This window comes from Brachybacterium tyrofermentans, assembly GCF_014897585.1.
In the GTDB taxonomy this organism is placed as follows: Bacteria; Actinomycetota; Actinomycetes; order Actinomycetales; family Dermabacteraceae; genus Brachybacterium; species Brachybacterium tyrofermentans.
Genome location: NZ_JABUXW010000013.1, coordinates 56,149 through 79,500 on the forward strand (window position 1 = coordinate 56,149; position 23,352 = coordinate 79,500).

The 23,352-nt window shown below is 70.5% G+C and carries 22 protein-coding genes; 11 read left to right on the forward strand and 11 right to left on the reverse strand.

Annotation, left to right across the window (positions count from 1 at the left end; all coding sequences use genetic code 11):
- Positions 1–114: 114 nt before the first annotated feature.
- From INT49_RS11075 to INT49_RS11085, 3 genes are all read left to right on the forward strand, one after another.
- On the forward strand, positions 115–834 hold the full coding sequence (locus INT49_RS11075; RefSeq protein WP_193117804.1) for a metal-dependent transcriptional regulator: 720 nt from the start codon (positions 115–117) through the stop codon (positions 832–834).
- Between the two features lie 189 nt (positions 835–1,023).
- The gene (locus INT49_RS11080; protein ID WP_319021585.1) at positions 1,024–2,118 is read left to right on the forward strand and encodes a C40 family peptidase; all 1,095 of its coding nucleotides are present in this window, start codon (positions 1,024–1,026) and stop codon (positions 2,116–2,118) included.
- Positions 2,119–2,225: 107 nt separating this feature from the next.
- Positions 2,226–3,047 carry a hypothetical protein gene (locus INT49_RS11085; protein ID WP_193117805.1) on the forward strand — a complete coding sequence of 274 codons (822 nt, stop codon included), beginning with the start codon at positions 2,226–2,228 and terminating at the stop codon, positions 3,045–3,047.
- A gap of 170 nt (positions 3,048–3,217) precedes the next feature.
- Here the strand turns inward: INT49_RS11085 and INT49_RS11090 are convergent, their stop codons facing one another.
- Genes INT49_RS11090 through INT49_RS11100 form a run of 3 tightly spaced genes read right to left on the reverse strand, consistent with a single transcriptional unit; the run spans position 3,218 to position 7,596 of the window.
- A complete protein-coding gene (locus tag INT49_RS11090) occupies positions 3,218–4,093 on the reverse strand; it encodes an HAD hydrolase family protein (protein WP_193117806.1) in 876 nt (291 codons plus the stop codon).
- 60 nt (positions 4,094–4,153) lie between these two features.
- Positions 4,154–5,182 (reverse strand): putative RNA methyltransferase, encoded by a 1,029-nt coding sequence (locus INT49_RS11095; protein ID WP_319021586.1) that lies wholly within the window; start codon positions 5,180–5,182, stop codon positions 4,154–4,156.
- A gap of 29 nt (positions 5,183–5,211) precedes the next feature.
- Complete coding sequence (locus INT49_RS11100) at positions 5,212–7,596, reverse strand: ATP-binding cassette domain-containing protein (protein ID WP_193117807.1); 2,385 nt, start codon at positions 7,594–7,596, stop codon at positions 5,212–5,214.
- Positions 7,597–7,795: 199 nt separating this feature from the next.
- Here INT49_RS11100 and INT49_RS11105 point away from each other — a divergent pair, with 199 nt between their 5' ends.
- Positions 7,796–8,608, forward strand: a complete 813-nt coding sequence (locus INT49_RS11105; protein WP_193117808.1) for a MerR family transcriptional regulator — start codon at positions 7,796–7,798, stop codon at positions 8,606–8,608.
- A 9-nt stretch (positions 8,609–8,617) separates the two neighbouring features.
- A complete protein-coding gene (locus INT49_RS11110) occupies positions 8,618–10,045 on the forward strand; it encodes a mycothione reductase (RefSeq protein ID WP_193117809.1) in 1,428 nt (475 codons plus the stop codon).
- 77 nt (positions 10,046–10,122) lie between these two features.
- Here INT49_RS11110 and INT49_RS21560 read toward each other — a convergent pair whose 3' ends face one another.
- Positions 10,123–12,444 carry an LCP family protein gene (locus INT49_RS21560; RefSeq protein ID WP_319021587.1) on the reverse strand — a complete coding sequence of 774 codons (2,322 nt, stop codon included), beginning with the start codon at positions 12,442–12,444 and terminating at the stop codon, positions 10,123–10,125.
- 202 nt (positions 12,445–12,646) lie between these two features.
- Between INT49_RS21560 and INT49_RS21130 the strand changes: the two genes are divergently transcribed.
- The 3 genes from INT49_RS21130 (at position 12,647) to galE (ending at position 15,610) form a co-directional block, all read left to right on the forward strand.
- The gene (locus INT49_RS21130; protein ID WP_226850291.1) at positions 12,647–12,883 is read left to right on the forward strand and encodes a hypothetical protein; all 237 of its coding nucleotides are present in this window, start codon (positions 12,647–12,649) and stop codon (positions 12,881–12,883) included.
- A gap of 151 nt (positions 12,884–13,034) precedes the next feature.
- Positions 13,035–14,504, forward strand: a complete 1,470-nt coding sequence (locus tag INT49_RS11120; protein WP_193117810.1) for a GuaB1 family IMP dehydrogenase-related protein — start codon at positions 13,035–13,037, stop codon at positions 14,502–14,504.
- Between the two features lie 107 nt (positions 14,505–14,611).
- Positions 14,612–15,610 (forward strand): UDP-glucose 4-epimerase GalE, encoded by a 999-nt coding sequence (gene galE, locus INT49_RS11125; protein ID WP_193117811.1) that lies wholly within the window; start codon positions 14,612–14,614, stop codon positions 15,608–15,610.
- An 18-nt stretch (positions 15,611–15,628) separates the two neighbouring features.
- On the opposite strand, the gene INT49_RS21135 is transcribed toward galE, so the two are convergent.
- The 3 genes from INT49_RS21135 to INT49_RS11145 are packed head-to-tail and all read right to left on the reverse strand — an operon-like array spanning position 15,629 to position 17,918.
- Entirely contained in the window at positions 15,629–17,119 is a 1,491-nt protein-coding gene (locus INT49_RS21135) for a pyridoxal-phosphate dependent enzyme (protein WP_226850293.1), read from the reverse strand.
- A complete protein-coding gene (gene ispF / locus INT49_RS11140; protein ID WP_193117812.1) occupies positions 17,119–17,619 on the reverse strand; it encodes a 2-C-methyl-D-erythritol 2,4-cyclodiphosphate synthase in 501 nt (166 codons plus the stop codon). The genes INT49_RS21135 and ispF overlap by 1 nt, the downstream gene beginning before the upstream one ends.
- Positions 17,619–17,918 carry a PTS sugar transporter subunit IIB gene (locus tag INT49_RS11145; protein ID WP_193117813.1) on the reverse strand — a complete coding sequence of 100 codons (300 nt, stop codon included), beginning with the start codon at positions 17,916–17,918 and terminating at the stop codon, positions 17,619–17,621. The genes ispF and INT49_RS11145 overlap by 1 nt, the downstream gene beginning before the upstream one ends.
- Before the next feature lie 150 nt (positions 17,919–18,068).
- Between INT49_RS11145 and INT49_RS11150 the strand changes: the two genes are divergently transcribed.
- Both INT49_RS11150 and INT49_RS11155 read left to right on the forward strand, forming a co-directional pair.
- The gene (locus INT49_RS11150) at positions 18,069–18,824 is read left to right on the forward strand and encodes an IspD/TarI family cytidylyltransferase (RefSeq protein WP_193117814.1); all 756 of its coding nucleotides are present in this window, start codon (positions 18,069–18,071) and stop codon (positions 18,822–18,824) included.
- A 7-nt stretch (positions 18,825–18,831) separates the two neighbouring features.
- A complete protein-coding gene (locus INT49_RS11155) occupies positions 18,832–19,146 on the forward strand; it encodes a hypothetical protein (protein ID WP_226850295.1) in 315 nt (104 codons plus the stop codon).
- Between the two features lie 32 nt (positions 19,147–19,178).
- Here INT49_RS11155 and INT49_RS11160 read toward each other — a convergent pair whose 3' ends face one another.
- Complete coding sequence (locus INT49_RS11160; protein WP_193117815.1) at positions 19,179–19,922, reverse strand: IspD/TarI family cytidylyltransferase; 744 nt, start codon at positions 19,920–19,922, stop codon at positions 19,179–19,181.
- A gap of 14 nt (positions 19,923–19,936) precedes the next feature.
- The gene (locus tag INT49_RS11165; RefSeq protein ID WP_193117816.1) at positions 19,937–20,419 is read right to left on the reverse strand and encodes a CarD family transcriptional regulator; all 483 of its coding nucleotides are present in this window, start codon (positions 20,417–20,419) and stop codon (positions 19,937–19,939) included.
- Between the two features lie 300 nt (positions 20,420–20,719).
- On the opposite strand from INT49_RS11165, the gene INT49_RS11170 reads away from it, so the two are divergent.
- Entirely contained in the window at positions 20,720–21,211 is a 492-nt protein-coding gene (locus tag INT49_RS11170; RefSeq protein ID WP_193117817.1) for a hypothetical protein, read from the forward strand.
- Between the two features lie 95 nt (positions 21,212–21,306).
- On the opposite strand, the gene INT49_RS11175 is transcribed toward INT49_RS11170, so the two are convergent.
- Together INT49_RS11175 and INT49_RS11180 are read right to left on the reverse strand one after the other, a co-directional pair.
- Positions 21,307–22,008, reverse strand: coding sequence for a response regulator transcription factor (locus tag INT49_RS11175; RefSeq protein ID WP_193117818.1), 702 nt, complete (start codon positions 22,006–22,008; stop codon positions 21,307–21,309).
- A gap of 1 nt (position 22,009) precedes the next feature.
- Complete coding sequence (locus INT49_RS11180) at positions 22,010–23,320, reverse strand: sensor histidine kinase (RefSeq protein WP_193117819.1); 1,311 nt, start codon at positions 23,318–23,320, stop codon at positions 22,010–22,012.
- Between the last annotated feature and the right edge of the window lie 32 nt (positions 23,321–23,352).

Here is a 23,352-nt window from a genome sequence, read left to right on the forward strand (position 1 = left end):
CGCAGGGCTCGATCGCAGTGCCCCGGATCCTCCCCAGGATCCGGGGCACTGCGCATTCCACCCCGCAGACTAAGCTGGTGGGAGTCTGCCGTACGCCTACGAAGGAGGGGACCCGTGAGTGGAGATCTCATCGACACCACCGAGATGTATCTGAAGACGGTGTTCGAGCTCCATGAGGCGGGGATCGCGCCGATGCGGGCCCGGATCGCCGAGCGGCTCGGCCACTCCGGTCCCACGGTGTCCCAGACGGTGGCCCGCATGGAGCGCGACGGGCTGCTCCACCTCGACGGCCAGCGCCGCATCCGGCTCACCGCGGAGGGCACCGACGTCGCGACCGATGTGATGCGCAAGCACCGATTGGCCGAGCGGCATCTGCTGGACGTGATCGGGCTCGACTACGCCCTGGTCCATGAGGAGGCCTGCCGGTGGGAGCACGTGATGAGCCTCGAGGTGGAGCGCCGGCTCGCGGAGAAGCTCGAGCCTCCTTATGTCGACCCGTACGGGAACCCGATCCCCGGTCTCGCTGCGCTCGGCATCACCGAGACGCAGGACACCCTGGACGGTAAAGACCCTGTCAATCCTCCCCGCGAGCTGCTCGAGTCCGTGGCTGACGGGGAGACGATCGAGGTGACCCTGCGCCAGATCGGTGAACGGGTGCAGAGCGACGTCGAGCTCCTCGGTGAACTTGCACGTCACGGCGTGATTCCGGGAGCTCAGATCCACGCCGAGCGCCTCGCGGCGACCGTGGTGCTGCGGGGCCCGTCCGGAGGCGAGGTGGCCGTCTCCGAGATCGTGGCAGGTCAGCTCCGCGTGACACCGATCCAGGCCGGGTAAAGGGCGCGTCAAGCTCTTCCCCAGACCTTTCTGTCGAGCTGACCGGGACGCCGGGTGCCCCCTAGTCTCATAGGCGTGCCGAGGCGTCCGAGCCGCGGCATTCCTCCTGGAGAGCCCCACCGCGCACCAGGTTCGGAGTGGGACGCTGCTGAGCGCGGGGGCATCTGCTCAGGGGCTGGGAGCCGAAACGTGTCGAACACTGTGAACAACACCCACCGCCGCAGCATGCGGACGGTGACCCCTGTGGTCCGCGCCGGTCGCGCGACCGCCGGTGCTGCGATGGCCGCCGCGATGCTCTTCGGCGGCGCAGCTGCAGCCACCGCTGAGCCGCAGGCCGAGGCCCCCGCCGCACCGCAGGCCGGCCCCGCCGTCATCGCTCCCGTGGCCGCCCCGGCCGTCGCGATCCCCGTCGCCGGCGTCGCAGCGGACGTGCAGTCCGCCGATGCCGCTGCGGACGTCGAGACCGCGGACTCCACGACCGAGGCCAAGACCGCAGCCCCTTCCTTCGCTCCCGCCGGTGGGTCGATCTCCGTCGAGGTCGGTCCCACGGAAGAGGAGATCGCCGCCGCTGAGGCAGCTGCTGAGGAGGAGCGCGCCGCGGAAGAGGCCGCCCAGGCCGAGGCCGAAGCCGAAGCCGCCGCCGAGGCCGAAGCCGAAGCCGCCGCCGAGGCCGAGGAGCAGGACCAGCAGCAGGCCGAGACCCGCGACGAGGACGACGGCGCCGATCGCTCGAACGAGCGCTCCAGCACGTCGAACGACTCGGACGAGTCCAGCAGCTCTGACGAGTCCACCGAGTCCAGCAGCTCCGACGAGTCCACCGAGTCCAGCAGCTCGAACGACTCCAGCAGCTCGAATGACTCCGACAGCTCCGACCAGTCGAACGACTCGAGCGACAGCTCCTCCGAGCAGAAGAAGGAGGAGAAGTCCGCTCCGGCACCGTCCGCCAGCAAGGGCAGCTCCATCCTCGCCACCGCCCGTTCGGGCATCGGCACGCCGTATGTCTTCGGTGGCACGTCGACGTCGGGCTGGGACTGCTCCGGCTTCGTGCAGTGGGTCTACGCGCAGCACGGCATCGACCTGCCGCGCGGCGCGAACGCCCAGGGCGCATCGGGCACCGTCATCCCGCGCTCCGAGGCCCGCCCCGGCGACCTCGTGTACAAGCCGGGCCACATCGGCATCTACGCCGGCGGCAACAACTTCGTCGATGCCGGGAACTCCCGCGTCGACACCACCGAGCGCAACATCTACTCGGGCAGCTGGACCTTCGTCCGCATCGGCAGCTGACCCGTTCAGCGCTGATCGCGACCCCGTGCCACTGAAGTGGTGCGGGGTCGCTCCCATTCTCGGGCCATGTGCTGGGCGCTCCCATGGCGCACCGGTACCGTGTCGGGGTGTCCTCCGCCCGTGATCTCCTCGCCGCCCTCCTGCTGACCGGAGCCCTGCTCCTGGGTGCCCTCTGGCTCCCGGGGGTCTGGATCGACCGGAACGTCGTCGAGCAGAGCGGCTTCCTCGCCGTCACCGAGCCGCTCGCCGCCGATGAGGCCATCCAACGCGATATCTCCGACAGCGCCGTGGAGACTGTTCTGGACGACGACAGGATCCCCGGCTGGGCCGCGGATCAGCTCGCGCCGCTGATCCAGGACCAGGCCCCGCGGCTCACCGGCACGGAGATGTACGCGACGCTGTGGGACGACACCATGCGGGACCTGCACGAAGGACTGTTCTTCGACGGGGCGAGCGCGCTCGAGGTGGACCTCTCCCCGGTCATCGAGGAGATGCTCAGCGCCGTCGACGGGTCGCTGCCGATCCAGATCCCTCGCCCCGAGAACGCCACCATCACCCTGGCCACGATCCCCGACGTCCCTCTGCTCACGACCTTGCAGCTCGTCGCGCCCTGGTTCTCCTGGGCGGGTCCTGCGGCGCTCGTCCTCGCGGCGCTGGCGCTGCTCATCGCCGCCCATCGGCGGGCCCTGCTCGCGCTGGCCGGCGTGGCCGGGATCATCGCCGGTGCACTCACCTGCCTGCTCGCCGGCGAGATCGACACGCTGGTGCCGAACTCGATCGATCAGGCGGCCTTCCTCGGCCCGATCGTGCAGGCCTTCGAGACGCAGTTCGCGGCCGATGTGATGCCCCAGGGCGTGATCGTCCTCGGCGTCGGCGCACTGGTCGCGACCGTCGGGCTCGTGCTGGTGGGCGTGCATCGCCGGGACTGACGGCGGTCACCATCGCCGAGGAAGCGCGCCGGCAGCGATGCAGGCGCCTGCACCGTCGGCGCTCGGCTCAGCAACGTCCAGCAATTTTCGTGGTCCTGCGGTCCTGCGGTCCTGCGGTCCCGCGTTCCCTCAGCCCCGCGTTCGCTCAGCCGCTCGTTCCCGTGGTCGGGTCAGAGGAGGCCGAGCCGCTGGAACGCCGTGACGACGCCGTGCTCCGAGGGGCCGGGCACCTCGAAGCGGGCGGCCTCGCGGACCTCGTCGCGGGCGCCCTCGATCGAGATCCCGGTCCCGGCCGCACGCAGCATGCCGAGGTCGTTCAGCCCGTCGCCGATCGCGACCGTCGCCGAGACGTCCAGGCCGACGTGCTCGGCCGTGCGGAGCAGCCCGTCGGCCTTGTCGACCGTGCGCAGATGCAGCTCCCCGGAGCTGGTGTCCTCGGTGGTGATCGAGTTGGGCAGGGCGCCGACCTCCGGGCCGATCTCCGCCGCCAGCTGCTCGACGGGCACACGGGACTCCCATAGCGAGATCTTCGCGAAGGAGCAGGCTCCGAGATCCTCGGGGACGCGGACGGCGTCGACGATGTCGCGGGGCCCGTTCCCGATGCCGGCGCGGGAACCGGCACCGGCACCGGGGTCGGCACCGGGCCCGGCCTCGGAGCCGGAACCAGGCGCAGGAGCCTCCACCCGGGCACGGATGCGCTTCGCGGCCGACGCCGAGCACCACAGCGCGTCGGGAGCCTCGAGCGCGAAGGCCACGTCGTGGCGCAGGAGAACCTCGACAGCGCGCCGGCCCAGAGCGGCCGGGAAGCGCTCGTCGTGCAGCACCTCCTCCCCGATCCGGACGTGGCCGCCGGCGGACGAGATCACGCCGTCGAAGAGGGCGGCGACCTCGGGGGCGACGATCGAGGCGGGTCGGCCCGTGCTGAGCAGGATCAGGTGCCCGTTCGCGCGTGCCTCGGCCACCGCCTCGGCATGTTCGGCGGGGGCGACGCCGTGCTGGGCGAAGGTGCCGTCGAAATCGATGAACACGCAGCGGCGGTCGGCCACAGAGGTCTCCTCAGGAACGTCGTGATGCGGAGGGGCCAGCCTAGTCGATGCCCTGCCGGATCAGAGCCGACGGTGTGCGCTGACCAGCACGGAGATGGTGACCGGGAACACGGCGGAGGCCTGGTCGCCGTGGGGCTCGTCGGGGCGTCCATCGACGCCTCCATCCAGGGCTCCGTCGAGGTCTCCATCAAGTGCTCCGTCGAGGGGCCCGCCGAGAGCCGTGGCCAGTGCTGCGGTCAGGGGTTCCTGCTCCACGTGGCGGGCGCTCGGCGTCATGGCGATCAGGTCGCGGATCCGGGCCTCGTCCACGCTCACGCGGTAGGTCAGCTCCCGCTGGGCAGTGGTGGCGAAGAACGGATCCAGAGCGGCGTGCAGGCGCTCCTCCTTGCGCGGGTCCACGCTCACCATCTGCGGGACGATCTCGCGCAGCTCGGCGAGATGTGCGCCTGTGGGGCGGACGACGACGAGCCGGCCCTGCGGGCGCAGCACCCGGGCGAACTCGGCGGGGTTGCGGGGGGCGAAGACGTCCAGGAGGAGGTCCGCGCTCTCATCGGCCAAGGGGAAGGGGGCGAACACGTCTCCGGTGTACACGGCGGCGCGCTGGTGGGCGCGGGCGGCGAAGCGCAGCGATCTCGCGGAGGTGTCGAAACCGAGGCCGCGGGCGGCGGGGAAGCGGTCCAGCAGCCCGGCGAGGTAGTAGCCCGGCCCGCACCCCGCGTCGAGGATCGTCGGGGCCGGGGCCGGGGCCGGGGCCGGGGCCGGGGCCGACAGGTCGGCCGGTGCAGGGTCCTCACCCAGGGCGGGCACCTCCTGCTGCGCGAGGTCGCCGATCCCGTCGAGGAGCGGCTCGTAGGTCCCGGTGCCCAGGAAGCGGTCGCGCGCGCGGGCCATCTCGTCGTCGTCGCCGCTGACCGCGCCGCCACCGCCCAGCAGCGACACGTAACCGGCGCGGGCGAGGTCGAAGGAGTGCCGGCGGGGACACTGCAGCGCGCGTCCGTCCGCGACCAGAGCACCCTCGCAGGCGGGGCAGCGCAGGACGTCGAGGAGCGAGATCAGAGCGCTCGGAGCGGCAGGAGAAGTGGTGGGCACGCCGTCAGGGTAGCGGGACCTGGACCCTGTCACGCACCCACGTACTGCCGCAGATGGGTGGCCGTGAGCGACGACGCCTCCGCCACCAGCTGCGCCGGGGTGCCCTCGAACACGACCTGGCCGCCGTCAACTCCGGCGCCCGGCCCGAGGTCGATGAGATGGTCGGCATGGGCCATGACCGCCTGATGGTGCTCGATGACGATGACCGTCTTCCCGGAGTCGACGAGACGGTCCAGCAGCGTGAGCAGGTTGCCCACGTCGGCCAGGTGCAGTCCCGTGGTGGGCTCGTCGAGCACGAGGATCCCGCCCGTGTCGCCCATATGGGTGGCGAGCTTGAGCCGCTGGCGCTCCCCACCCGAGAGCGTCGTCATCGGCTGACCGATGGTCAGGTACCCGAGCCCCACCTCGTCCATGTGCCGCAGCAGCTTCGCGGCCGCGGGGACCGCGGATCCCTCGGTGGTGAAGTGCTCCAGGGCCTCCTCGACGGACATCTCGAGCACGTCCGCGATGTTCGCCGTGCCCAGGCGGTACTCGAGCACGGCGGCCTGGAAACGTCGGCCCTCGCACTCCTCGCAGGGGGTCGAGACGGTCTCCATGAAACCCAGCTCCGTGAAGATCACGCCGGCGCCCTTGCAGACCGGGCAGGCGCCCTCGGAGTTGTTCGAGAACAGCGCAGGCTTCACCCCGTTGGCCTTCGCGAAGGCCTTGCGGATCGGCTCCAGGAGGCCCGTGTAGGTCGCGGGGTTGGAGCGTCGGGAGCCGCGGATCGCGCCCTGGTCGACCACGGTCACCTCGACGTCGCGGGGGAGCGAGCCGTGCACGAGCGAGCTCTTGCCGGATCCGGCCACTCCGGTGATCACGGTGAGCACCCCGAGCGGGATGTCGACGTCGACGTCGCGGAGGTTGTGCTGGTCCGCGCCACGGATCGCCAGGGCCCCGGTGCTCTCGCGCGTCTGCTCCTTGAGGGTCACCCGGCGATCGAGGTGGCGTCCGGTCAGGGTGTCCGAGGCGCGCAGTCCGGCCACATCGCCCTCGTACTGGAGCTCGCCGCCATGGGAGCCCGCGCGCGGACCGAGGTCGACGGCGTGGTCCGCGATCGCGATCGTCTCGGGCTTGTGCTCGACCACCAGCACGGTGTTGCCCTTGTCCCGCAGCGCCAGCAGCAGCTGGTTCATCGTGGCGATGTCATGGGGATGGAGCCCGATCGTGGGCTCGTCGAAGACGTAGGTGACGTCGGTCAGCGCGGAGCCGAGGTGCCGGATCATCTTGGTGCGCTGGGACTCGCCGCCGGACAGGGTCCCCGACGGGCGGTCGAGGGAGAGATACCCGAGCCCGATCGTCACGAAGGAGGACAGCAGGGCGGCGAGGTTCGTCAGCAGCGGCGAGACCGTCGGCCCCAGATGTCGCTCGCGCAGCCCCTCGACCCAGGTGGCCAGGTCGGTGATCTGCCAGGCGGTGACGTCCGCGATCGAGACGCCGTCGATCCGGGAGGTGCGCGCATGTTCCGCGAGCCGGGTGCCCTCGCACTCGGGGCAGGTCACGAACTTCACCGCCCGGTCCACGAAGGCCCGGACGTGAGGCTGGAGAGCATCACGGTCCTTGCTGAGGATCGACTTCTGGATCTTCGGGATCAGGCCCTCATAGGTCATGTTCACCCCGTCGATCTTCACCTTCGTGGGCTCCTTGTACAGGAAGTCGTGGAGCTGCCTCGTCGTGAAGGACGCGATGGGCTTGTCGGAGGGGAAGAACCCCGAGGACGCGAAGATCTTCACGTACCAGCCGCCCGCGGCGTAGTTCGGGATCGTGAAGGGGCCTTCGTCCAGCGACAGGCTCTCGTCGTACAGCTCGGCGAGGTCCACGTCGGAGATGTGCCCCATGCCCTCGCAGCGCGGGCACATCCCGCCCACTCGCGAGAAGCTCGTCTTCTCCGCGATCGTCTTCGCTCCCTTCTGCACGGTCATCGCGCCGGCGGCCGTGACGCTGGGGACGTTGAAGGAGTAGGCGCCCGGCCCCCCGACGTGCGGCTCGGCGAGCGTGGAGAACAGGGTGCGCAGGTAGGCGTTGGCATCGGTGACCGTGCCGACGGTGGAGCGCACGTTCGCCCCCATCCGCTCCTGGTCCACGATGATCGCCGTGGTCAGGCCCTGCAGATCGTCCACGTCGGGCCGTGCGAGCGAGGCCATGAACCCTTGGATGAACGAGCTGTAGGTCTCGTTGATCATCCGCTGCGACTCCGCGGCGATGGTGCCGAAGACCAGGGAGCTCTTGCCCGACCCGGAGACGCCGGTGAACACCGTCAGGCGCCGCTTGGGGATGTCCAGCGAGATGCCGCGCAGATTGTTCTCCCGTGCGCCCCGGACTCGGATGACGTCGTGGGCGTCAGCGGGGGCGCTGCGAGGGGTGGCGGTGGTCATCGGTCCTCCGAGGATCGCTGGGTCGACGTTCGCTGGGTCGAGCGTCGCTGGGTCGAGTGTCACTGGGCCCGGGTTCGCTGGGTCCAGGTTCGCTTCCGGTCCGTTCCTGCAGTCCTCGATACTATCGTTGAAAACACCGTGGAGACTTAGCGGGACCCTGACGACCAGTGATGCCGTCGAAGCCCCAAAGGAGGAGTGCATGCGCCCGATCGATCTCGCGCGAGAGCATGGGCTCTCCGCCCAGGCGGTGCGCAACTACGAGGGTGACGGGGCGCTGCCGGAGGCGGGCCGCACGAACTCCGGGTACCGGACGTACACGCCCCGTCATCGAGAGGCGCTGCGCGCCTTCCTCTCGCTGAAACAGGCCATCGGCCACCACCCGGCCCTGGCGATCATGCGGGCCGTCCACCGGGACGATCTGGACGCCGCGCTCGAGGGCGTGGGCAGGGCCCATGAGCAGCTCCTGCGCGATCGCGCCACGCTGGCCGTCGTCGCTCAGGCCGCGCAGGATCTCAGAGCCGCGCAGGATCTCAGAGCCGACGGGGCCGACGGGGCCGACAGAGCCGACGGGGCCAACGGGGCCGACGGGGCTGATGGCGCTGATGGCGTCGACCGAGCCGACGGAGCCGCGGGTGAGGGGAGCGGACGGCAGGGGTCCACGCGTCGCGTGCTCGGCGTCGGAGAGCTCGCCGCTCGGATCGGGGTGTCGCCGGCGACGTTGAGGCATTGGGAGCGCGAGGGGCTGCTGTTCCCCGGACGGGTGAGCGCCAGCGCACCCCGGCTCTACGGCCCGCAGCAGGTACGCGACGCCGAGCTGGTGCATCTGCTGCGCCGGGGCGGGCACGGGCTGGGGGATATCGCCGTCGTGCTGGAGCAGATGCGCGGAGGCGCGGGTGACTCGTCCCTCCACGACGCGCTCTCGACCTCCCGTGCGCGGGTCGCGGCCCGTGGCCTGGCGCTGCTGCGGGCGTCCTCGGCACTGGCCGCCTACATCGACCTGGAGGAGGGCTAGCCTGGGACGGTGACCGACACTACGCATTACGACATCGCCCTGATCGGCTCCGGCTCCTCGAACTCGTTCCCGGGTCCCGACCTCTCCGACCGCAGCATCGTGCAGATCGACCGAGGTGTGGGCCCGGACCACGTCTTCGGCGGCACCTGCCTGAACCTCGGGTGCATCCCCACCAAGATGTTCGTGCACACCGCGAACCTCGCCGCGACGCCGGCCGAGTCCGGCCGCTTCGGCCTCACCTCGACGCTGCAGGGCGTGGACTGGCCGGCCATCCGAGACCGCATCTTCGGGCGCATCGACCCGATCGTCCACGGCGGCGAGGAGTACCGCCGGGATCACGAGGACAACGCCAATCTCACGCTGGTGCGCGGCACCGCCACCTTCACCGGGGCGAAGACGCTGCGCGTGCTCGACGCCGACGGCGGCGAGCGGATGATCACCGCCGACACGATCGTGCTCGGAGCAGGTTCGCGGCCCGTGCTCCCGCCCATCGACGGACTGGCCGACGCCGCCCCGCACACCTCGGACACGATCATGCGGATCGACCAGCTCCCGGCGTCCCTCGCCATCCTCGGCTCCGGCGTGATCGCCGTGGAGATGGCGCACGTGTTCGCCTCCCTCGGGGTCGAGGTCACGCTGATCGCCCGCTCCGAGCGAGTGCTGAGAACGGCCGACGCCGACATCTCGGCCCGCCTCACCGAGATCCTCGGCGAGCGCCTCCACCTGGAGACCGGATTCAGCACCACGTCCGTGCGTCGCACGGCGGCCGGGGTGGAGCTGCGCGGCCGCCGCGACGGCGCGGACGCGGTGCTGGAGGCCGAGGAGCTGCTGGTGGCCGTCGGCCGACGACCCAACTCCGACCTGCTGGACGTCGAGGCCGCCGGCATCGACACCACCGAGGACGGCCGTGTGGTGGTCGACGAGTACCAGCGGGTGCAGAGCGGGGGGGAGGTGCTCGAGGGCATCTGGTCGCTCGGGGATCTCTCCAGCGCGCATCAGCTCAAGCATGTCGCGAACCATGAGCAGCGGATCGTGCGGCACAACGTCCTGCACCCGGAGGCGCTGCGCCGGTCCGACACCATGCCGATCCCCAGCGGCGTTTTCACCCACCCGCAGGTGGCGTGGGTGGGCATGGACGAGGCCGCGGCCCGCGAGAGCGGCCGGGAGGTGAAGGTCGCCGTCCAGGAGTACGCCTCGATCGCGTACGGCTGGGCGATGGAGGACACCACCGGGTTCGCGAAGATCATCGTGGATGCGGAGACGACCGAGATCCTCGGCGCCCACATCATCGGCCCCGAGGCCACCACGCTGATCCAGCTGCTGATCCAGGCGATGAGCACCGGGCAGACCGCCCGCGACATCGCGACCACGCAGTACTGGATCCATCCGGCGATGCCGGAGCTGGTCGAGAACGCCCTGCTGCAGCTGCTGGACTGACGCGAACGAGAACGGGGCCGGATCTGCGTGAGCAGATCCGGCCCCGTTCTCATCTGGGCGCTACGAGTCGCGGAGCCTCAGCCCTGCTCAGCGCCGGGGAGGCAGGACTTCAGAGGATCGTGGTCGATCTCCGGAGCCTTGCTCTTCTCCGGTGCGGTGGTGGCCTCCGCGGACTCCTCCGTGGTCTCGGCGTCGTCCGTGGTCGGAGTGTCCTCCGTGGCGGACTCCGACGGGTCCTCCTCGCCCTCGGCCGGGGGCGGGGCCCCGGTATCGGCGGGCTCGTTCGAGCCGGGCTCGGTCTCGCCGAGCACGGAATCCGGCGAGTCGTCCTTCATGGAGTCCTCGATCGAGGCGGCAGTCCATTCCTTGAGGTAGTCCCAGTCCGGGTTGCCGGAGGGCGTCACATCCTGCGTGATCGGGTACGACGTGAAGCCGCCGTCCTTGACGCGCAGGGCGAGGTCCACGAAGGCGTTGAGGTTCGCGACCGGGATATCGGTCTGGATGTTCTCCTCGGTGGCGGTCACCAGGCCCGGGATCGACATGGCCAGCGTCGTGGGATCCGATTCCTCGGTCACGGCGCGCACCATGCGCTGCTGCCGGCACATGCGGTTGAAGTCGTTGGAGCCCTCGCGGGAGCGGGCGTACCACAGCGCATGGAACCCATCGAGCTTCTGCTGCCCGGCCTCGATATGACCGGTGACCGGGTACTTCCCGCCCGTGGCCTGATTGACGCCGCCGCCGATGGGGATGCGTCGCTCCACGACGAGATCGACCCCGCCGATGGCGTTGACGAGGTCCTCGAAGCCCTGGAGGTTGACCATCGCGTAGTAGTCGCTCTCCAGGCCGAGGGTCTCCTCGACGGCCCAGGTCGTCGCGGTCAGTCCGGGGTTGGAGTCGCCCGGGAAGAGATCCGGGTGATCCTCTGCCCAGGTCCACACCGCATTGATGAGGTCCTGGTTCCTGCCGAAGTAGTCGAATCCGTCCGGGAACTCCTCCGCCGCCGGCGTGCCCTCGGGGAAGTGGACCTTCTCGAGGTTCCGCGGGATGGAGAACAGGGCGGTCTGCCCGCTGGACGTGTCGATCGACGCCATCATGATCGTGTCCGGACGGGTACCGGTGCGGTCCACGCCGGAGTCCTGGCCGAGCAGCAGGATGTTCACGCGCTCCGTGTTCGCCCACGGATCCTTGCCCTCGACGAAGGGATGTTCACGGCCGTCGCCGCCCGCGAACACCGATTCCGAGCCGAGCAGTCCCTGAGCGGCCCAGAGCGACTGGAAACCACGGCCGAACGGCATCGCCACCGCCACCACCATCAGCGCGGCCAGGGCCAGGGCCAGATAGCGCTTGGCCCCCTCGAGCCGCTGCAGCTTGGTGTGCGCGAGGTTCGCGAGCACGATCTGCACCGCCCATACCAGCCCGACCAGGCCGATCGTGGCCGTGATGGCGATCAGCACGGAGCGATGGGTCAGCAGCATCATGCCGGTGCGCAGCGGGTCGCCGATCACGAGGAACGCCGCCACGAGGACCACGGCCAGGCCGAGGAGCGCCAGCAGGATCCAGCCGAGCCGTCGGCGGTGGGTGGTGATCAGCCCGGAGCCGGGGAGGATCGTCGTCAGGACGGTCCACAGCGCGACCTTGGGCAGTGATCCGTCGTCGCCGGAGCCCTTCGGGTCGTGGCCGTCGTGATCGGGCTTGTCGTCGTCTGGTCCTGCTGGGGGAGTTCCGCCGCCGTCGGAGCCCGAGGAGCCTGCGGCACCTGCGGCACCTGCGGCACCTGCGGCACCTGCGGCACCTGCGGGAGCGCCGGAGCCTGCGCGGCCGTCGTCGACCCCGGTGGGGGTACGGCCGTCACGGGCGGAGCCGGTGAGCTCTTCGCTGGTGCTTCCGGTGTCTGTGTCTGCGTCCGTGTCTGCAGCGCTCTCTGCGCCGGCCGCCTCGGGTGCACCGGTGCCTCCGGCCGCTCCGAGTGCACCGACGCCGACGGCCGCAGCGGCCACCGGTGCTCGCCGTTCCTCGGTGCCGCTCGTGGTCTCCGTTGCGTCGGACGCGGCGGCTTCGGGGGCCTCCGTCGAACGGTCAGGCTCTGTCGTCGTCGTCGGGCGCGCGCGACGAGCGCCCGACGGGAACGTGCGGGCCTCGGAGAAGGAGTACGAGCGATCCGCCGGGGCCGCAGGGCTCGCGGTGCTCGCAGGATCGGACGACGCAGTGTTCTGGGCGTCCTGCTCGGCTGGAGCCGACGTCTGGGTGCTCCAGGCGTCGTGGTGCGCGGCGTCGTCGTCGGAGGACGGATCCTGCGCACGTGCTGCGTCGGAGGGCTCCTCGGGGAGCTGGAACGCGGCACGGCGGCCGCGCGGGCGCCGCGGCGGTCGGTCGATCGGTGCGGCAGAGGCCGACGGCACGACAGGGCTCTCGGGACCAGTCGACCCGCCCGGAACTGCGGGAGCGCCCGGTTCAGAAGGGGCACCAGGCCGTGCTGAGTCCCCAGACCCCGAGGGCGCAGGAGATGCGTCAGGCGCAGCGGGCGTCCTGGAGGCTGAGGGCGCAGGCGTCGTGGCGGCCGCGGCGTTCGTGGCCGGGGGCGGGACCGCCGGCAGGGGAGTGGTGGCGGGTTCCGCCCCGGTGGGGGGCCCGGACCGCTCCGGGGTGCTCGATGCCGGGGAAGAGCCGGGCACCGGCGCGTCGCTCGCGGCGGACTCCGAGGGCTCTGCCGATGGTGCCGAGGGCGCGCCGCCCGGCCACATGCGCTTCGGGCTCGCGGCACCGAACGCGCTCTCGCGGTTCCTGCGCGCTTCGTCTGGCGGCATGGGCGTGGACTCGACGCGTCGGACCGGCTCCTGATGTCTGCCGGATCGACGGCGTCGTCGCCGAGAGGCCGAGGAAGGATCCGTCATATGCTCCATTCTAGATTCTCGAGGACGAATCGTCCCCCATGCGCCTGTGAGAACCTCGTGGAGGTCGATCCGCCGCCGGAGATCCGTAGCATGGACCCATGCGCCTGATTCACACTCCGTCGACGGACCTCACCTACGACGACTGCTTCTTCCTTCCCGCACGCTCCGCGATCACCTCCCGATTCGATGTCGACCTCGGCAGCGATGACGGCACGGGAACCACGATCCCGCTGATCGCCGCGAACATGACGGCCGTCTCCGGACGACGCATGGCCGAGGTCATGGCCCGGCGCGGAGGCCTCGCCGTCCTGCCCCAGGACCTCTCCCCGGAACGTCTGGACTCGATCATCCGGTCCGTGAAGCAGCGGGACCACGTCGTGGACCATCCGCTGACGCTCACCGTGGACGGCACCCTCGGCCAGGCCGCGGACCTGCTGCCCAAGCGGCCCCACGGCATCGTCGTGGTGATCGACGACCAGCGCCGCCCGCTGGGCACGATCTCTGCTGAGGAGATCGCCGGACGCGACTCCTTCTCCGCCGTCGGCGACGTGGTGAGCACCGATGTGCCCGTCCTGCGCCCGGCGGATCTGCAGGTCACCCCTGCGGAGCTGCACGCCCGCATCGCCGCCACCCACCACGAAGCCGCGATCGTCGTCGACGACGAGGCCGAGGGCGGCGCGCTGCGGGGCGTCCTCACCGCCACCGGCGTGCTGCGCTCGACCATCTACCGTCCCGCGGTCGACGCGGACGGCGGCCTGCGGATCGCGGTCGCGGTCGGCATCAACGCCGATGTCGCGGCGAGGGTGGGGGAGCTGGTCGAGGCGGGAGCCGATGTGATCGTGCTCGACACCGCCCATGGCCACCAGGACAAGATGCTCGAGGCGCTGCGCATCGCGCGCGGCGTGATCGGGGACCGCGCGTCGACGTCGGTGCGGCTGGTCGCGGGGAACATCGTCACGGCGGAGGGCACCCGTGAGCTCATCGAGGCCGGAGCCGACATCGTCAAGGTCGGCGTGGGACCGGGCGCCATGTGCACCACCCGCATGATGACGGGCGTCGGCCGCCCGCAGTTCTCCGCTGTTCTCGAGTGCGCCGCCGAAGCGCGCCGGCTGGGTGGGCACGTGTGGGCCGACGGTGGGGTGCGCCATCCCCGCGACGTCGCGCTCGCGCTCGCCGCCGGCGCCTCCAACGTCATGATCGGCTCCTGGTTCGCGGGGACCTACGAGTCCCCGGGGCAGATGCGCACGGACGAGAACGGGCGGCGCTACAAGGAGAACTTCGGCATGGCCTCCAAGCGCGCCGTCTCGCATCGCACGGCCCACGAGGACGCCTTCGCGCGTGCCCGCAAGGGCCTCTTCGAGGAGGGCATCTCCACGTCCCGCATGTTCCTCGCCGAGGGCAAGGGCGGCGTCGAGGATCTGCTCGACGAGATCACGGCCGGCGTGCGGTCCTCCTACACCTACGCCGGGGCGAACAGCACGCCGGAGTTCCGCGAGCGGGCCGTCATCGGTCTGCAGGGCGCGGCGGGCTACGCCGAGGGCCGGCCCGTGTCCAGCTCCTGGAGCTGAGAAGCGCTGATCCCTCCCGGAACCGCCGCGTTCGCGGACCTCGGCCAGCGGCCGCTGTCCGCGGGCGTGGCGGTTCCGATCAGCGCAGGCCCGGTAAGATTCCTGCCATGACAACTCTCGTGATCGGTGGCGCTGGATACATCGGGTCGCACGTGGTGCGACTCCTCGTGGAGCAGGGGCAGAAGGTGGTCGTGGTCGACAACCTCTCCACCGGGATCCTGGATCGCACCAAGGGCGCCGAGCTGGTCGAGCTCGACATCACCGAGTCCGGCGCGAGCGAGAAGCTCGCCGACCACCTGCGGGCGTCCGGAGCCGATTCGGTGATCCATTTCGCCGCGCACAAGCAGGTCGGTGAGTCCGTCGCGAACCCCGAGATGTACTGGCACGACAACATCGGTGGACTGGCCAACGTGCTGGCCGCCTGCGCGAGCGCCGAGGTGCGCGACGTGGTCTTCTCCTCGTCGGCAGCCGTCTACGGGGTGCCCGATGTGGATCTCGTGACCGAGGACCTCACGCCGCAGCCGATCAACCCCTACGGCGCGACCAAGTACGTCGGCGAGTGGATGCTGGCCGACTCCGAGCGTGCCCACGACATGCGCACCGTGGCCCTGCGCTACTTCAACGTGGCCGGTGCCGGCTGGCCCGAGCTCGCGGACACCGCCGTGATGAACCTCGTGCCGATCGTGCTGGACCGCCTCGAGCAGGGCAAGGCCCCTGTCGTCTTCGGGGACGACTACGACACCCCCGACGGCACGTGCATCCGTGACTACGTCCACGTGCTCGACCTCGCCCATGCGCACATCGCGGCGTTGGACTACCTGCGTGGCGAGGATCGCCCGCATCGTGTGTTCAACGTCGGCACCGGCGAGGGCTCGAGCGTGCTCGAGGTGATCGAGGCGATCGCCCGCGCCAAGGGGATCGAGATCGTCCCTGAGCTCGGGAGGCGGCGCCCCGGCGACCCGGCCCGCCTGATCTGCTCCGGTGACCGCATCGCCCAGCAGCTCGGGTGGAAGTCCGAGCACGGCCTGGACGACATCGTCCGCTCCGCCGTCGAGGCCCGCTCGCAGAGCATCGCCCCCGACGTCGAGGCCTACCCCGAGGCCTGATCGGGCCGAGCCGTTCGCTCAGGTGAGGTAGCGGTAGATCGGATCGCTGGGGTCGACCCGTTCGATCTCCATGTTCGAGGCGGCCATGCGGGACATGAGCGGTTCGAGGTCCGCCCGGTCGCCGATCTCGAGCCCCACCAGAGCAGGCCCCTGCTCACGGTTGTTGCGCTTGATGTAGTCGAACAGGACGATGTCGTCGTTCGGCCCCAGCACCCGGTCCAGGAATCGGCGCAGCGCTCCCGGTTCCTGCCGGAACGTGACCAGGAAGTAGTGCTTGAACCCCTCGTGCACGAGAGAGCGCTCGATGACCTCGTGATACCGGGAGACATCGTTGTTGCCGCCGGAGATCACCACGATGATGTCGCCGGTCCCGGAACCGTCGGACGAGTCGCCCGCTGCCGGGGAGACCTGCTCCCGAGGGTCGCGGTCCAGGGAGTCCTGCTCCCGGGGTTCGAGGTTCGGGGAGTCCGGGCCCGCGGGTCCCTCATCGAGGGCCCGACGTGCAGAGTCCTGGTCGGCAACGGCGCGGGCTGCGGCGGCCTGGTCCGCAGAGTCCTGGTCCCGGTACCCGAGATGCTCGATCGCCCCGGTGGCGACGGACGTCGCGGCCAGCGCCCCCGCCGGCTCGGCGATGATCCCGTCGACCTGGTAGAGCGAGAGCATCTCCGTGCACACGGCACCTTCGTCGACGCCCACCAGCTCCGGCTCGATCGCCGTGACCACGCGCAGCGGCTCCGCGCCGACCCGGCGCACGGCGGCGCCGTCCACGAAGCGATCCATCTCCTGCAGCGTCACCGGGTGCCCGACGCGGACGGCCGCGGCCATGGAGGCGGCGCCGGCGGGCTCGACCCCGACGATCCGCACCGACGGAAGGCGCTCCCGCAGCCAGGCGCCGCAGCCGCCGATCAGGCCGCCGCCCCCGACCGGAAGCACCACCGTGCCGGGCTCGCGGCCGTGCTCGCTGCGCAGCTGGTCCACAGCTTCCAGCGCCACGGTGCCCTGGCCAGCCATGATCAGGGGGTGATCGAAGGGCGGCACCAGAGTGGCCCCGGTGCGCTCTGCATCCTCGGTGGCCGCTTCCGCCGCATCGTCGAAGGTGTCCCCGACGAGGATCAGGTGCACGAGGTCTCCGCCGATCGCGGTGATCCGCTCGCGCTTCTGGCGCGGAGTGGTGCTCGGCACATAGATGCGACCCTGGATCCCGAGGGCCCGGCAGGCCTGGGCCACACCCTGGGCATGGTTGCCGGCGCTCGCTGCGACCACGCCGGCCTCCCTCGACAGCGGGTCGAGGGAGTCGAGGAAGAGATGGGCGCCGCGCAGCTTGTAGGAGCGCACCGACTGCAGATCCTCGCGCTTGAGCCAGACCGGGACCCCGGCCCGTGCGCTCAGCCGTTCGCTGTACTCCAGCGGGGTGCGTCGGAGCACGGGAGCGAGGCGCTCGGCGGCGGCCTCCACCTCCTGGGCGGTCACGGGCAGATCAGGCAGGGATCCGGTCCGGGGCATCGTCATCACTCCTCCTCGGCGACGATCAGAGCGGTCGCCATCGCGGCGACTCCTTCACCGCGCCCGGTCAGGCCGAGAGCATCCGTCGTGCTGCCGGAGACCGATACGGGGGCTCCGACGGCCGCGGACATCGCGGCGCAGGCCTCCTCGCGGCGGGCGGACAGCCGGGGACGGTTGCCGATCACCTGGACCGAGATGTTGCCGATGGTGAACCCGGCCTCGCGGACGGACCGTGCGGCGTCCTCGAGGAGCCTCGCCCCGGAGGCTCCGGCCCACTCCGGGCGGTCGACCCCGAAGTGCGTGCCGAGGTCACCGAGGCCCGCGGCCGAGAACAGGGCATCGCAGGCCGCATGGCAGGCGACGTCCGCATCGGAATGCCCGGCCAGGCCGCGCTCTCCCTCCCAGCGCAGGCCCGCGATCCAGAGCTCACGCGGGGCGTCCTCGGCGGCGAAGGCGTGGACATCCACTCCGAGCCCGACGCGCGGCAGCCCGGATCGAGCGGTCATCAGGCCGTGCCCTGCTCGTCGATCCGTGCCAGCAGACGATCGATGTCGTCGTAGGTCACCTGGGGGTTGGTTCCCAGCAGCAGGGGCATCCCGGAGGCCTGGGGGATGCCGAGGGCGGCCGGGAGGTCGACGGTGCTGACGACGAGGTCGGCGTGGAAATCACGGGAGAGCAGGTCCATCACGGTGGCCTGCACGACATGGGCTTCGCGGTTGAGGGAGGCGAGGTGATCGCGCACCTGTTCCGCGACCAGTGCGGAGGTCGCGATCCCCGCGCCGCACACGATGGCGATGGTCAGCATTCGGACTCCTGGAAGGTCGATGGTGGGAGGCGGTCACCGGCTCCGGGACGGACAGGAGCATAGGAGCGTGAGCGCACTCGGCAACAGTCGATTCTGTCACGAGTGGGCAGGGCGGCGCACGGGGGACTCCCAGACGTCTACGATGCCTGCGTGACCCAGACCCGTCGACTCCGTGCTTCCCGCCGCCGTGGCCGCGCCGCAGGTGTGGTGCTGGCCGGCGGATCGGGGACCCGTGTGGGGGCCGGGATCAACAAGGCCTTCCTGCCTCTGGCAGGTCGCAGCATCGCCAGCTGGGGGATCAACACCCTCGGCACGGTCGAAGGGGTGGGCATCCTGGTCTTCGTCGTGCGCCCCGACGATCTCGAGCATGCGCGTTTCCTCGCCGGGCGTGAGACCGATCTCCCCCTCGAGATCATCACCGGCGGCGACACCCGGCAGGAGTCGGAGCTGCTGGCCCTGCGGCACCTGGCCGATCGTATCGACGCCGGGGTGATCGACACCGTGCTCATCCACGACGCCGCGCGCCCCCTGGTCTCCCACGGCCTGGCGGCCGCCGTGCTGCACGCCGCCCGCGAGACCGGGGGAGCGGTCCCGGGGATCCCGGCCACGGAGATCGCCCCGGTCGCGGAGTCGGGCGAGCTGGCCGCCAGCGGAGCACGCACGCTGGACACGCTGGTCAGGGTGCAGACCCCGCAGGGGTTCGACGCCGCGACCATCCTGGACGCCTACGAGGCCGCGGCCCGCGACGGATTCGTCGGCACCGACACCGCCTCGTGCGCCGAGGAGTACACGAGGATCCCGGTGACCTGGGTGCGCGGCGAGGAGACCAACTTCAAGATCACCTATGCACAGGATCTGCTCCTGGCCCAGGACGTGGTGACCGCGCTAGGTTTGAGGACAGGGTGAGGAGGACATGATGGCTGTCGAGGAGAGCTTCCTGCGGTGCACCGCCTGTGATCAGGAGGCGGAGCACGTGGTCGTGTATGCGGGGCGCTTCGTCTCGGAGATCCAGTGCACGGGCTGTGGCGCGGTGACCCGTCTGGACGTCTCCGATGAGTACCTCCCGGATCTCCGCCAGCGGATCTCCAGCAAGCCCGGTCGGCTGATGCGCAGATTCCGACGGGACCCCGGCGAGCTCGCCACCAGCCTTCCGCAGCGGACGCTGTCGAAGCCCCTGCGGATGGTCGAGGAGTTCCGGACGGTCTGGCGCAGCCGTCGCGAGGACTGAGGCGAGGGAGTTCGGGGCTCGGGTCCGGCGGGTCAGGCCCGGCGGGCCAGGCCGTAACGGTGCGAGGTGTCCCGGGCCAGCCCGAGAGAGATCTGCGCCTGCCAGAGGCTGAGTCGATCCACCACGGCGAAACCCGCATGTGATCCGTGCACCGTGCGCACGGCGGCCCCGTTCTCGAGCGCCGCCAGGATCTCGTCGAAATGCCCAGAACTACCGTGGGCAGTGTCGCGGAGCGGCCTGGCCAGGGCGTCCTGGAGGATCTCGCGTCGCAGGAGCCGGGGGCTCTGCATGCCGACCACGGTGGAGCGATCGATGTTGCGCAGTCCGTCCGGGCGGGCATCCTTCACGGAGTCGGTCATCGCGACGACCGGGAGCACGGCATCGGTCTCCGCCTCGAGTGCGGAGAGGACTTCGGAGATGGTGGAGGCCGGGGTGAGGGCGCGCTCGGCGTCGTGGAGGAGCAGGAGCTCATCGTCCGTCGCGCCCAGGGCGGCCGTCAGCGCCTCGCGGCGATCCGCCGAGCTGCCGATCACCTGACACCGATCGCCCAGGACGGTGCGCAGCGTGGCGACCGCATCGTGGGGGGCGACGACGACCGCGCTCGGCAGGCCGACCTCGTCCAGGGTGCCGAGCAGGCGCTCGATGAGTCGCGAACCGCCGAGCGTCTCCAGGCACGGGAGGGTGGTCCCGTGGGAGACGCCCGGCGCGGGCGGCGCAAGGGCGAGGACGACCGGTCGCACGGAGGCGACGGTCGGTCGAGCCGAGGAAGCGGTCATGTCTCGTCCGTGCGTCAGGACGCGAGGACCTCGTCGAGGATCGACTCGGCGTTGACCTCGTCGGTCTTCTCCGCGAGCGCGAGCTCGGAGACCAGGATCTGGCGCGCCTTCGCGAGCATGCGCTTCTCCCCGGCCGAGAGGCCGCGGTCCTGGTCCCGTCGCCAGAGGTCGCGGACGACCTCGGCGACCTTCTTGACGTCACCGGAGGCGAGCTTCTCGACGTTGGCCTTGTAGCGGCGCGACCAGTTGGTGGGCTCTTCGGTGTAGGGCAGGCGCAGCACCTCGAAGACCTCCTCGAGGCCCTCCTTGTCCACCACGTCCCGCACGCCGACGAGGTCGACGTTGTCGGCGGGGACCTCGATGGTCAGATCACCTTGGGCGACCTTCAGCTTGAGGTAGGTGCGGTCCTCGCCCTTGATGGTGCGGGTCTTGACCTCTTCGATGAGTGCGGCCCCATGGTGCGGGTAGACGACTGTCTCGCCGACGGCAAAATTCATGTGGTGGGTCCCCTTTCCGCCGAGCAGTCTAGCATCGCTGGGCCATGATAGGATCCGCGATCTTTTGTGAATCTGCAGTTCACGGCCGGTTCAACGGGGCACGGTAGGGGATCGGGGCGCCGCATGCGCCGCACCTGCGAGCGGACATCGCTCCTGCGTCGTGCAGGCGGTCACCGCCGTGACGCGATCGGTGCCCGCGCCCCTGCCGGGCGGACGGGATCCGTGCTCGCGGTGAGGTAACCTATCAGGGCTGTCCCAGAACTTTCCGCCGTCCTCAGCGGCATCGAACAGGAGTCCTCCGTGCGCCGTCCTCGCCGTCTTGTGCTCTCCGCAGCCGCCTTGGGCTTCGCCCTCGCCGCGTCCGGCTGCTCGGTCTTCAGCCCGGTGCAGACGCACGACTTCTACGAGGCCGCCGACGGCACCAACGCGAACCTCGAGCAGTCCGGCGCGCTCTACGCCGGCATGCGCAATTCCCTCATCGTGGTGGGCGCGGACGGATCCGCAACCTTCTACGGGACGGCCGTGAACTACTCCGACGAGACGATCTCGATCGACCTCGAGGCATCCGCCGAGGAGTCCGTCGTCTTCTCGACCAGCGTCTCCGTCCCCGCGCACGAGACGGTGGCGCTCGGCCCCGACGAGGGTCAGCAGCAGGTTCCGCTCGAGCAGCTCCCGGTCGAGCCTGGCGCCCTCATCGACCTCGACGTCTCCGCCGGCGGCGAGAGCACGGCGATCACGGTCCCCGTCCTCGAAGGTTCCGTGGGGCATCTGAGCGAGTCCGCCCAGGGCTGAGAGCCCTCATCAGCACCTCACGACCAGCACGTCATGACGAACGCCCCGCAGCCAGGCTGCGGGGCGTTCGTCGTCGTGCGGCGATCATCGGCAGATCAGCTGCCGGAACCGCCCGTGGACTCGAACTTGTAGCCGAGGCCGCGCACGGTGACCAGCTGTACGGGGTTCTTCGGGTCGTCCTCGATCTTGGCGCGCAGGCGCTTGACGTGGACGTCGAGCGTCTTGGTGTCGCCCACATAGTTCGCCCCCCACACCCGATCGATGAGCTGGCCGCGCGTGAGCACACGGTCGACGTTGCGCAGCAGGATCTCCAGCAGCTCGAACTCCTTGAGCGGGAGGGCGACGTCCTGGCCGCGGACCTGCACGACATGGCGCTCCACATCCATCATGAGATGGCCGGCCTGCAGGGTCGCGTCCTCGTCGGCCTCCGCCGATTCCTGCCCACGACGGAGCACCGCCTTGATCCGGGCGAGCAGCTCGCGGGAGGAGTAGGGCTTGGTGACGTAGTCGTCGGCACCCAGCTCGAGGCCCAGCACCTTGTCGAACTCGTCGTCCTTCGCGGTGAGCATGATGACCGGCACGCTCGAGGTGCGACGGATCTCCCGGCACACCTCGGTGCCGCTCATCCCGGGCAGCATGAGATCCAGGAGCACCAGGTCCGCGCCATGGGTGGCGAAGATCCGCAGACCGTCCGTGCCGTTGTCCGCTACGGCGATCTCGTAGCCCTCCTTGCGGAGCGAGTAGGACAGCGGATCGGAGAACGACTCCTCGTCCTCCACGATCAGGATGCGCGTCATATCAGGTTCCCTTTCCCGACCGGTGGTCGTTCGCCACGGTCCGTGAGATCGTTCCGGGCCCGGTGGGCCCTGCAGTGCCGGCGGCCGACGAGATGCGGCCCGGCCCGGCGGATGTCGTCGAGCCCGTGCGCTCCGGGGCATGGGGCGCCGGTGCGGAGATCGTCTCGGTCTCGCCCATCTCCGGCAGGCGGAGCGTGAAGGTGGACCCCTGTCCCCGCATCGACCAGGCCGTGACCTCGCCGCCGTGATCGGTGGCGATGTGCTTCACGATCGCGAGCCCCAGGCCGGAGCCGCCGGTGCTGCGCGATCTCGCCCGGTCCACGCGGAAGAACCGCTCGAAGACACGCTCCAGGTTCTCCTTCGAGATCCCGATGCCCTGGTCCTTCACGGACATCTCGATCATGCCACCGTCACGCCGCACCGAGACGCCGATACGGGTCTTCGGGTCGGAATAGGAGATCGCGTTGGAGATCAGGTTCGACAGCGCCGTGGTCAGCATCGAGGACGATCCGAAGACCTGCAGCCCGGTCGACCCGCCCACGGCGACCTCGATCTCCGAGCCGAGCGCGACATTGCGGTTCAGGGCCACGGCGTCGTCGACGACGTCGTCGATCTCCACCGGCTCGGCGTCGGGCAGCGAGGAGTTCCCCTGCACCCGGGAGAGCTCGATGATCTCCTTGACCAGATGCGAGAGCCGACGGGACTCGCTCTGCATGCGCCCCGCGAAGCGGCGCACCGCATCGGGATCCTCGGCCGCATCCTCCATGGTCTCGGACAGCAGCGTGATCGCCCCGACCGGGGTCTTGAGCTCGTGGGACACGTTGGCGACGAAGTCCCGCCGGGTCTCCTCGACCCGTACCGCGCGGGTGAGGTCATCGGCCAGGAGCAGGGCACCGTGCTCGCCGAGGGCCCCGATGCGCACGTCGATCACGGCATCGGTGTCGGAGGCGGCCTGGCTCGAGCGCCGCAGGGTCAGCCGCTCGTCGCGGAAGCCGCCGTTGCGGCCGACGTCCGCCGCGAGATCCAGGAGCTCGGTGTTCGCCAGGCGCGGGTAGTCGCCCTCGGCGGCCCGCACGATGCCGTAGGAGTAGGCGAGAGGGGAGGCACGCAGCACGTCGCCGCTCGCGTCGAGCACCACGTACGCCGACGACAGGATCGCCAGCACCTCGGCGGTGGCCTCGGGGACGCCCTGCTGCGTCGCCACGGGCGCGGCCGTGCGGCGACGGTCGGACCGCAGGAACGCGAGCGTCGCGGCGCATCCGATCACGAGTCCGATCGCGCCGGCGAGCAGGAGGAGAGCAGTCAGGGGCACAGGGACAGCCTAGGCCTCCGGCGTCGCCGGTC

Excerpts from the sequence above, each read along its gene's own strand:
- INT49_RS11105 (WP_193117808.1), top strand. The coding sequence starts at position 7,796 with ATGCGCCCGATCGATCTCGCGCGAGAGCATGGGCTCTCCGCCCAGGCG.
- INT49_RS11100 (WP_193117807.1), bottom strand. The coding sequence starts at position 7,596 with ATGACCACCGCCACCCCTCGCAGCGCCCCCGCTGACGCCCACGACGTC.
- INT49_RS11165 (WP_193117816.1), bottom strand. The coding sequence starts at position 20,419 with ATGAATTTTGCCGTCGGCGAGACAGTCGTCTACCCGCACCATGGGGCC.
- INT49_RS11145 (WP_193117813.1), bottom strand. The coding sequence starts at position 17,918 with ATGCTGACCATCGCCATCGTGTGCGGCGCGGGGATCGCGACCTCCGCA.
- INT49_RS11120 (WP_193117810.1), top strand. The coding sequence starts at position 13,035 with ATGCGCCTGATTCACACTCCGTCGACGGACCTCACCTACGACGACTGC.
- INT49_RS11155 (WP_226850295.1), top strand. The coding sequence starts at position 18,832 with ATGATGGCTGTCGAGGAGAGCTTCCTGCGGTGCACCGCCTGTGATCAG.
- INT49_RS11175 (WP_193117818.1), bottom strand. The coding sequence starts at position 22,008 with ATGACGCGCATCCTGATCGTGGAGGACGAGGAGTCGTTCTCCGATCCG.
- INT49_RS21135 (WP_226850293.1), bottom strand. The coding sequence starts at position 17,119 with ATGACGATGCCCCGGACCGGATCCCTGCCTGATCTGCCCGTGACCGCC.
- galE (WP_193117811.1), top strand. The coding sequence starts at position 14,612 with ATGACAACTCTCGTGATCGGTGGCGCTGGATACATCGGGTCGCACGTG.
- ispF (WP_193117812.1), bottom strand. The coding sequence starts at position 17,619 with ATGACCGCTCGATCCGGGCTGCCGCGCGTCGGGCTCGGAGTGGATGTC.
- INT49_RS11160 (WP_193117815.1), bottom strand. The coding sequence starts at position 19,922 with ATGACCGCTTCCTCGGCTCGACCGACCGTCGCCTCCGTGCGACCGGTC.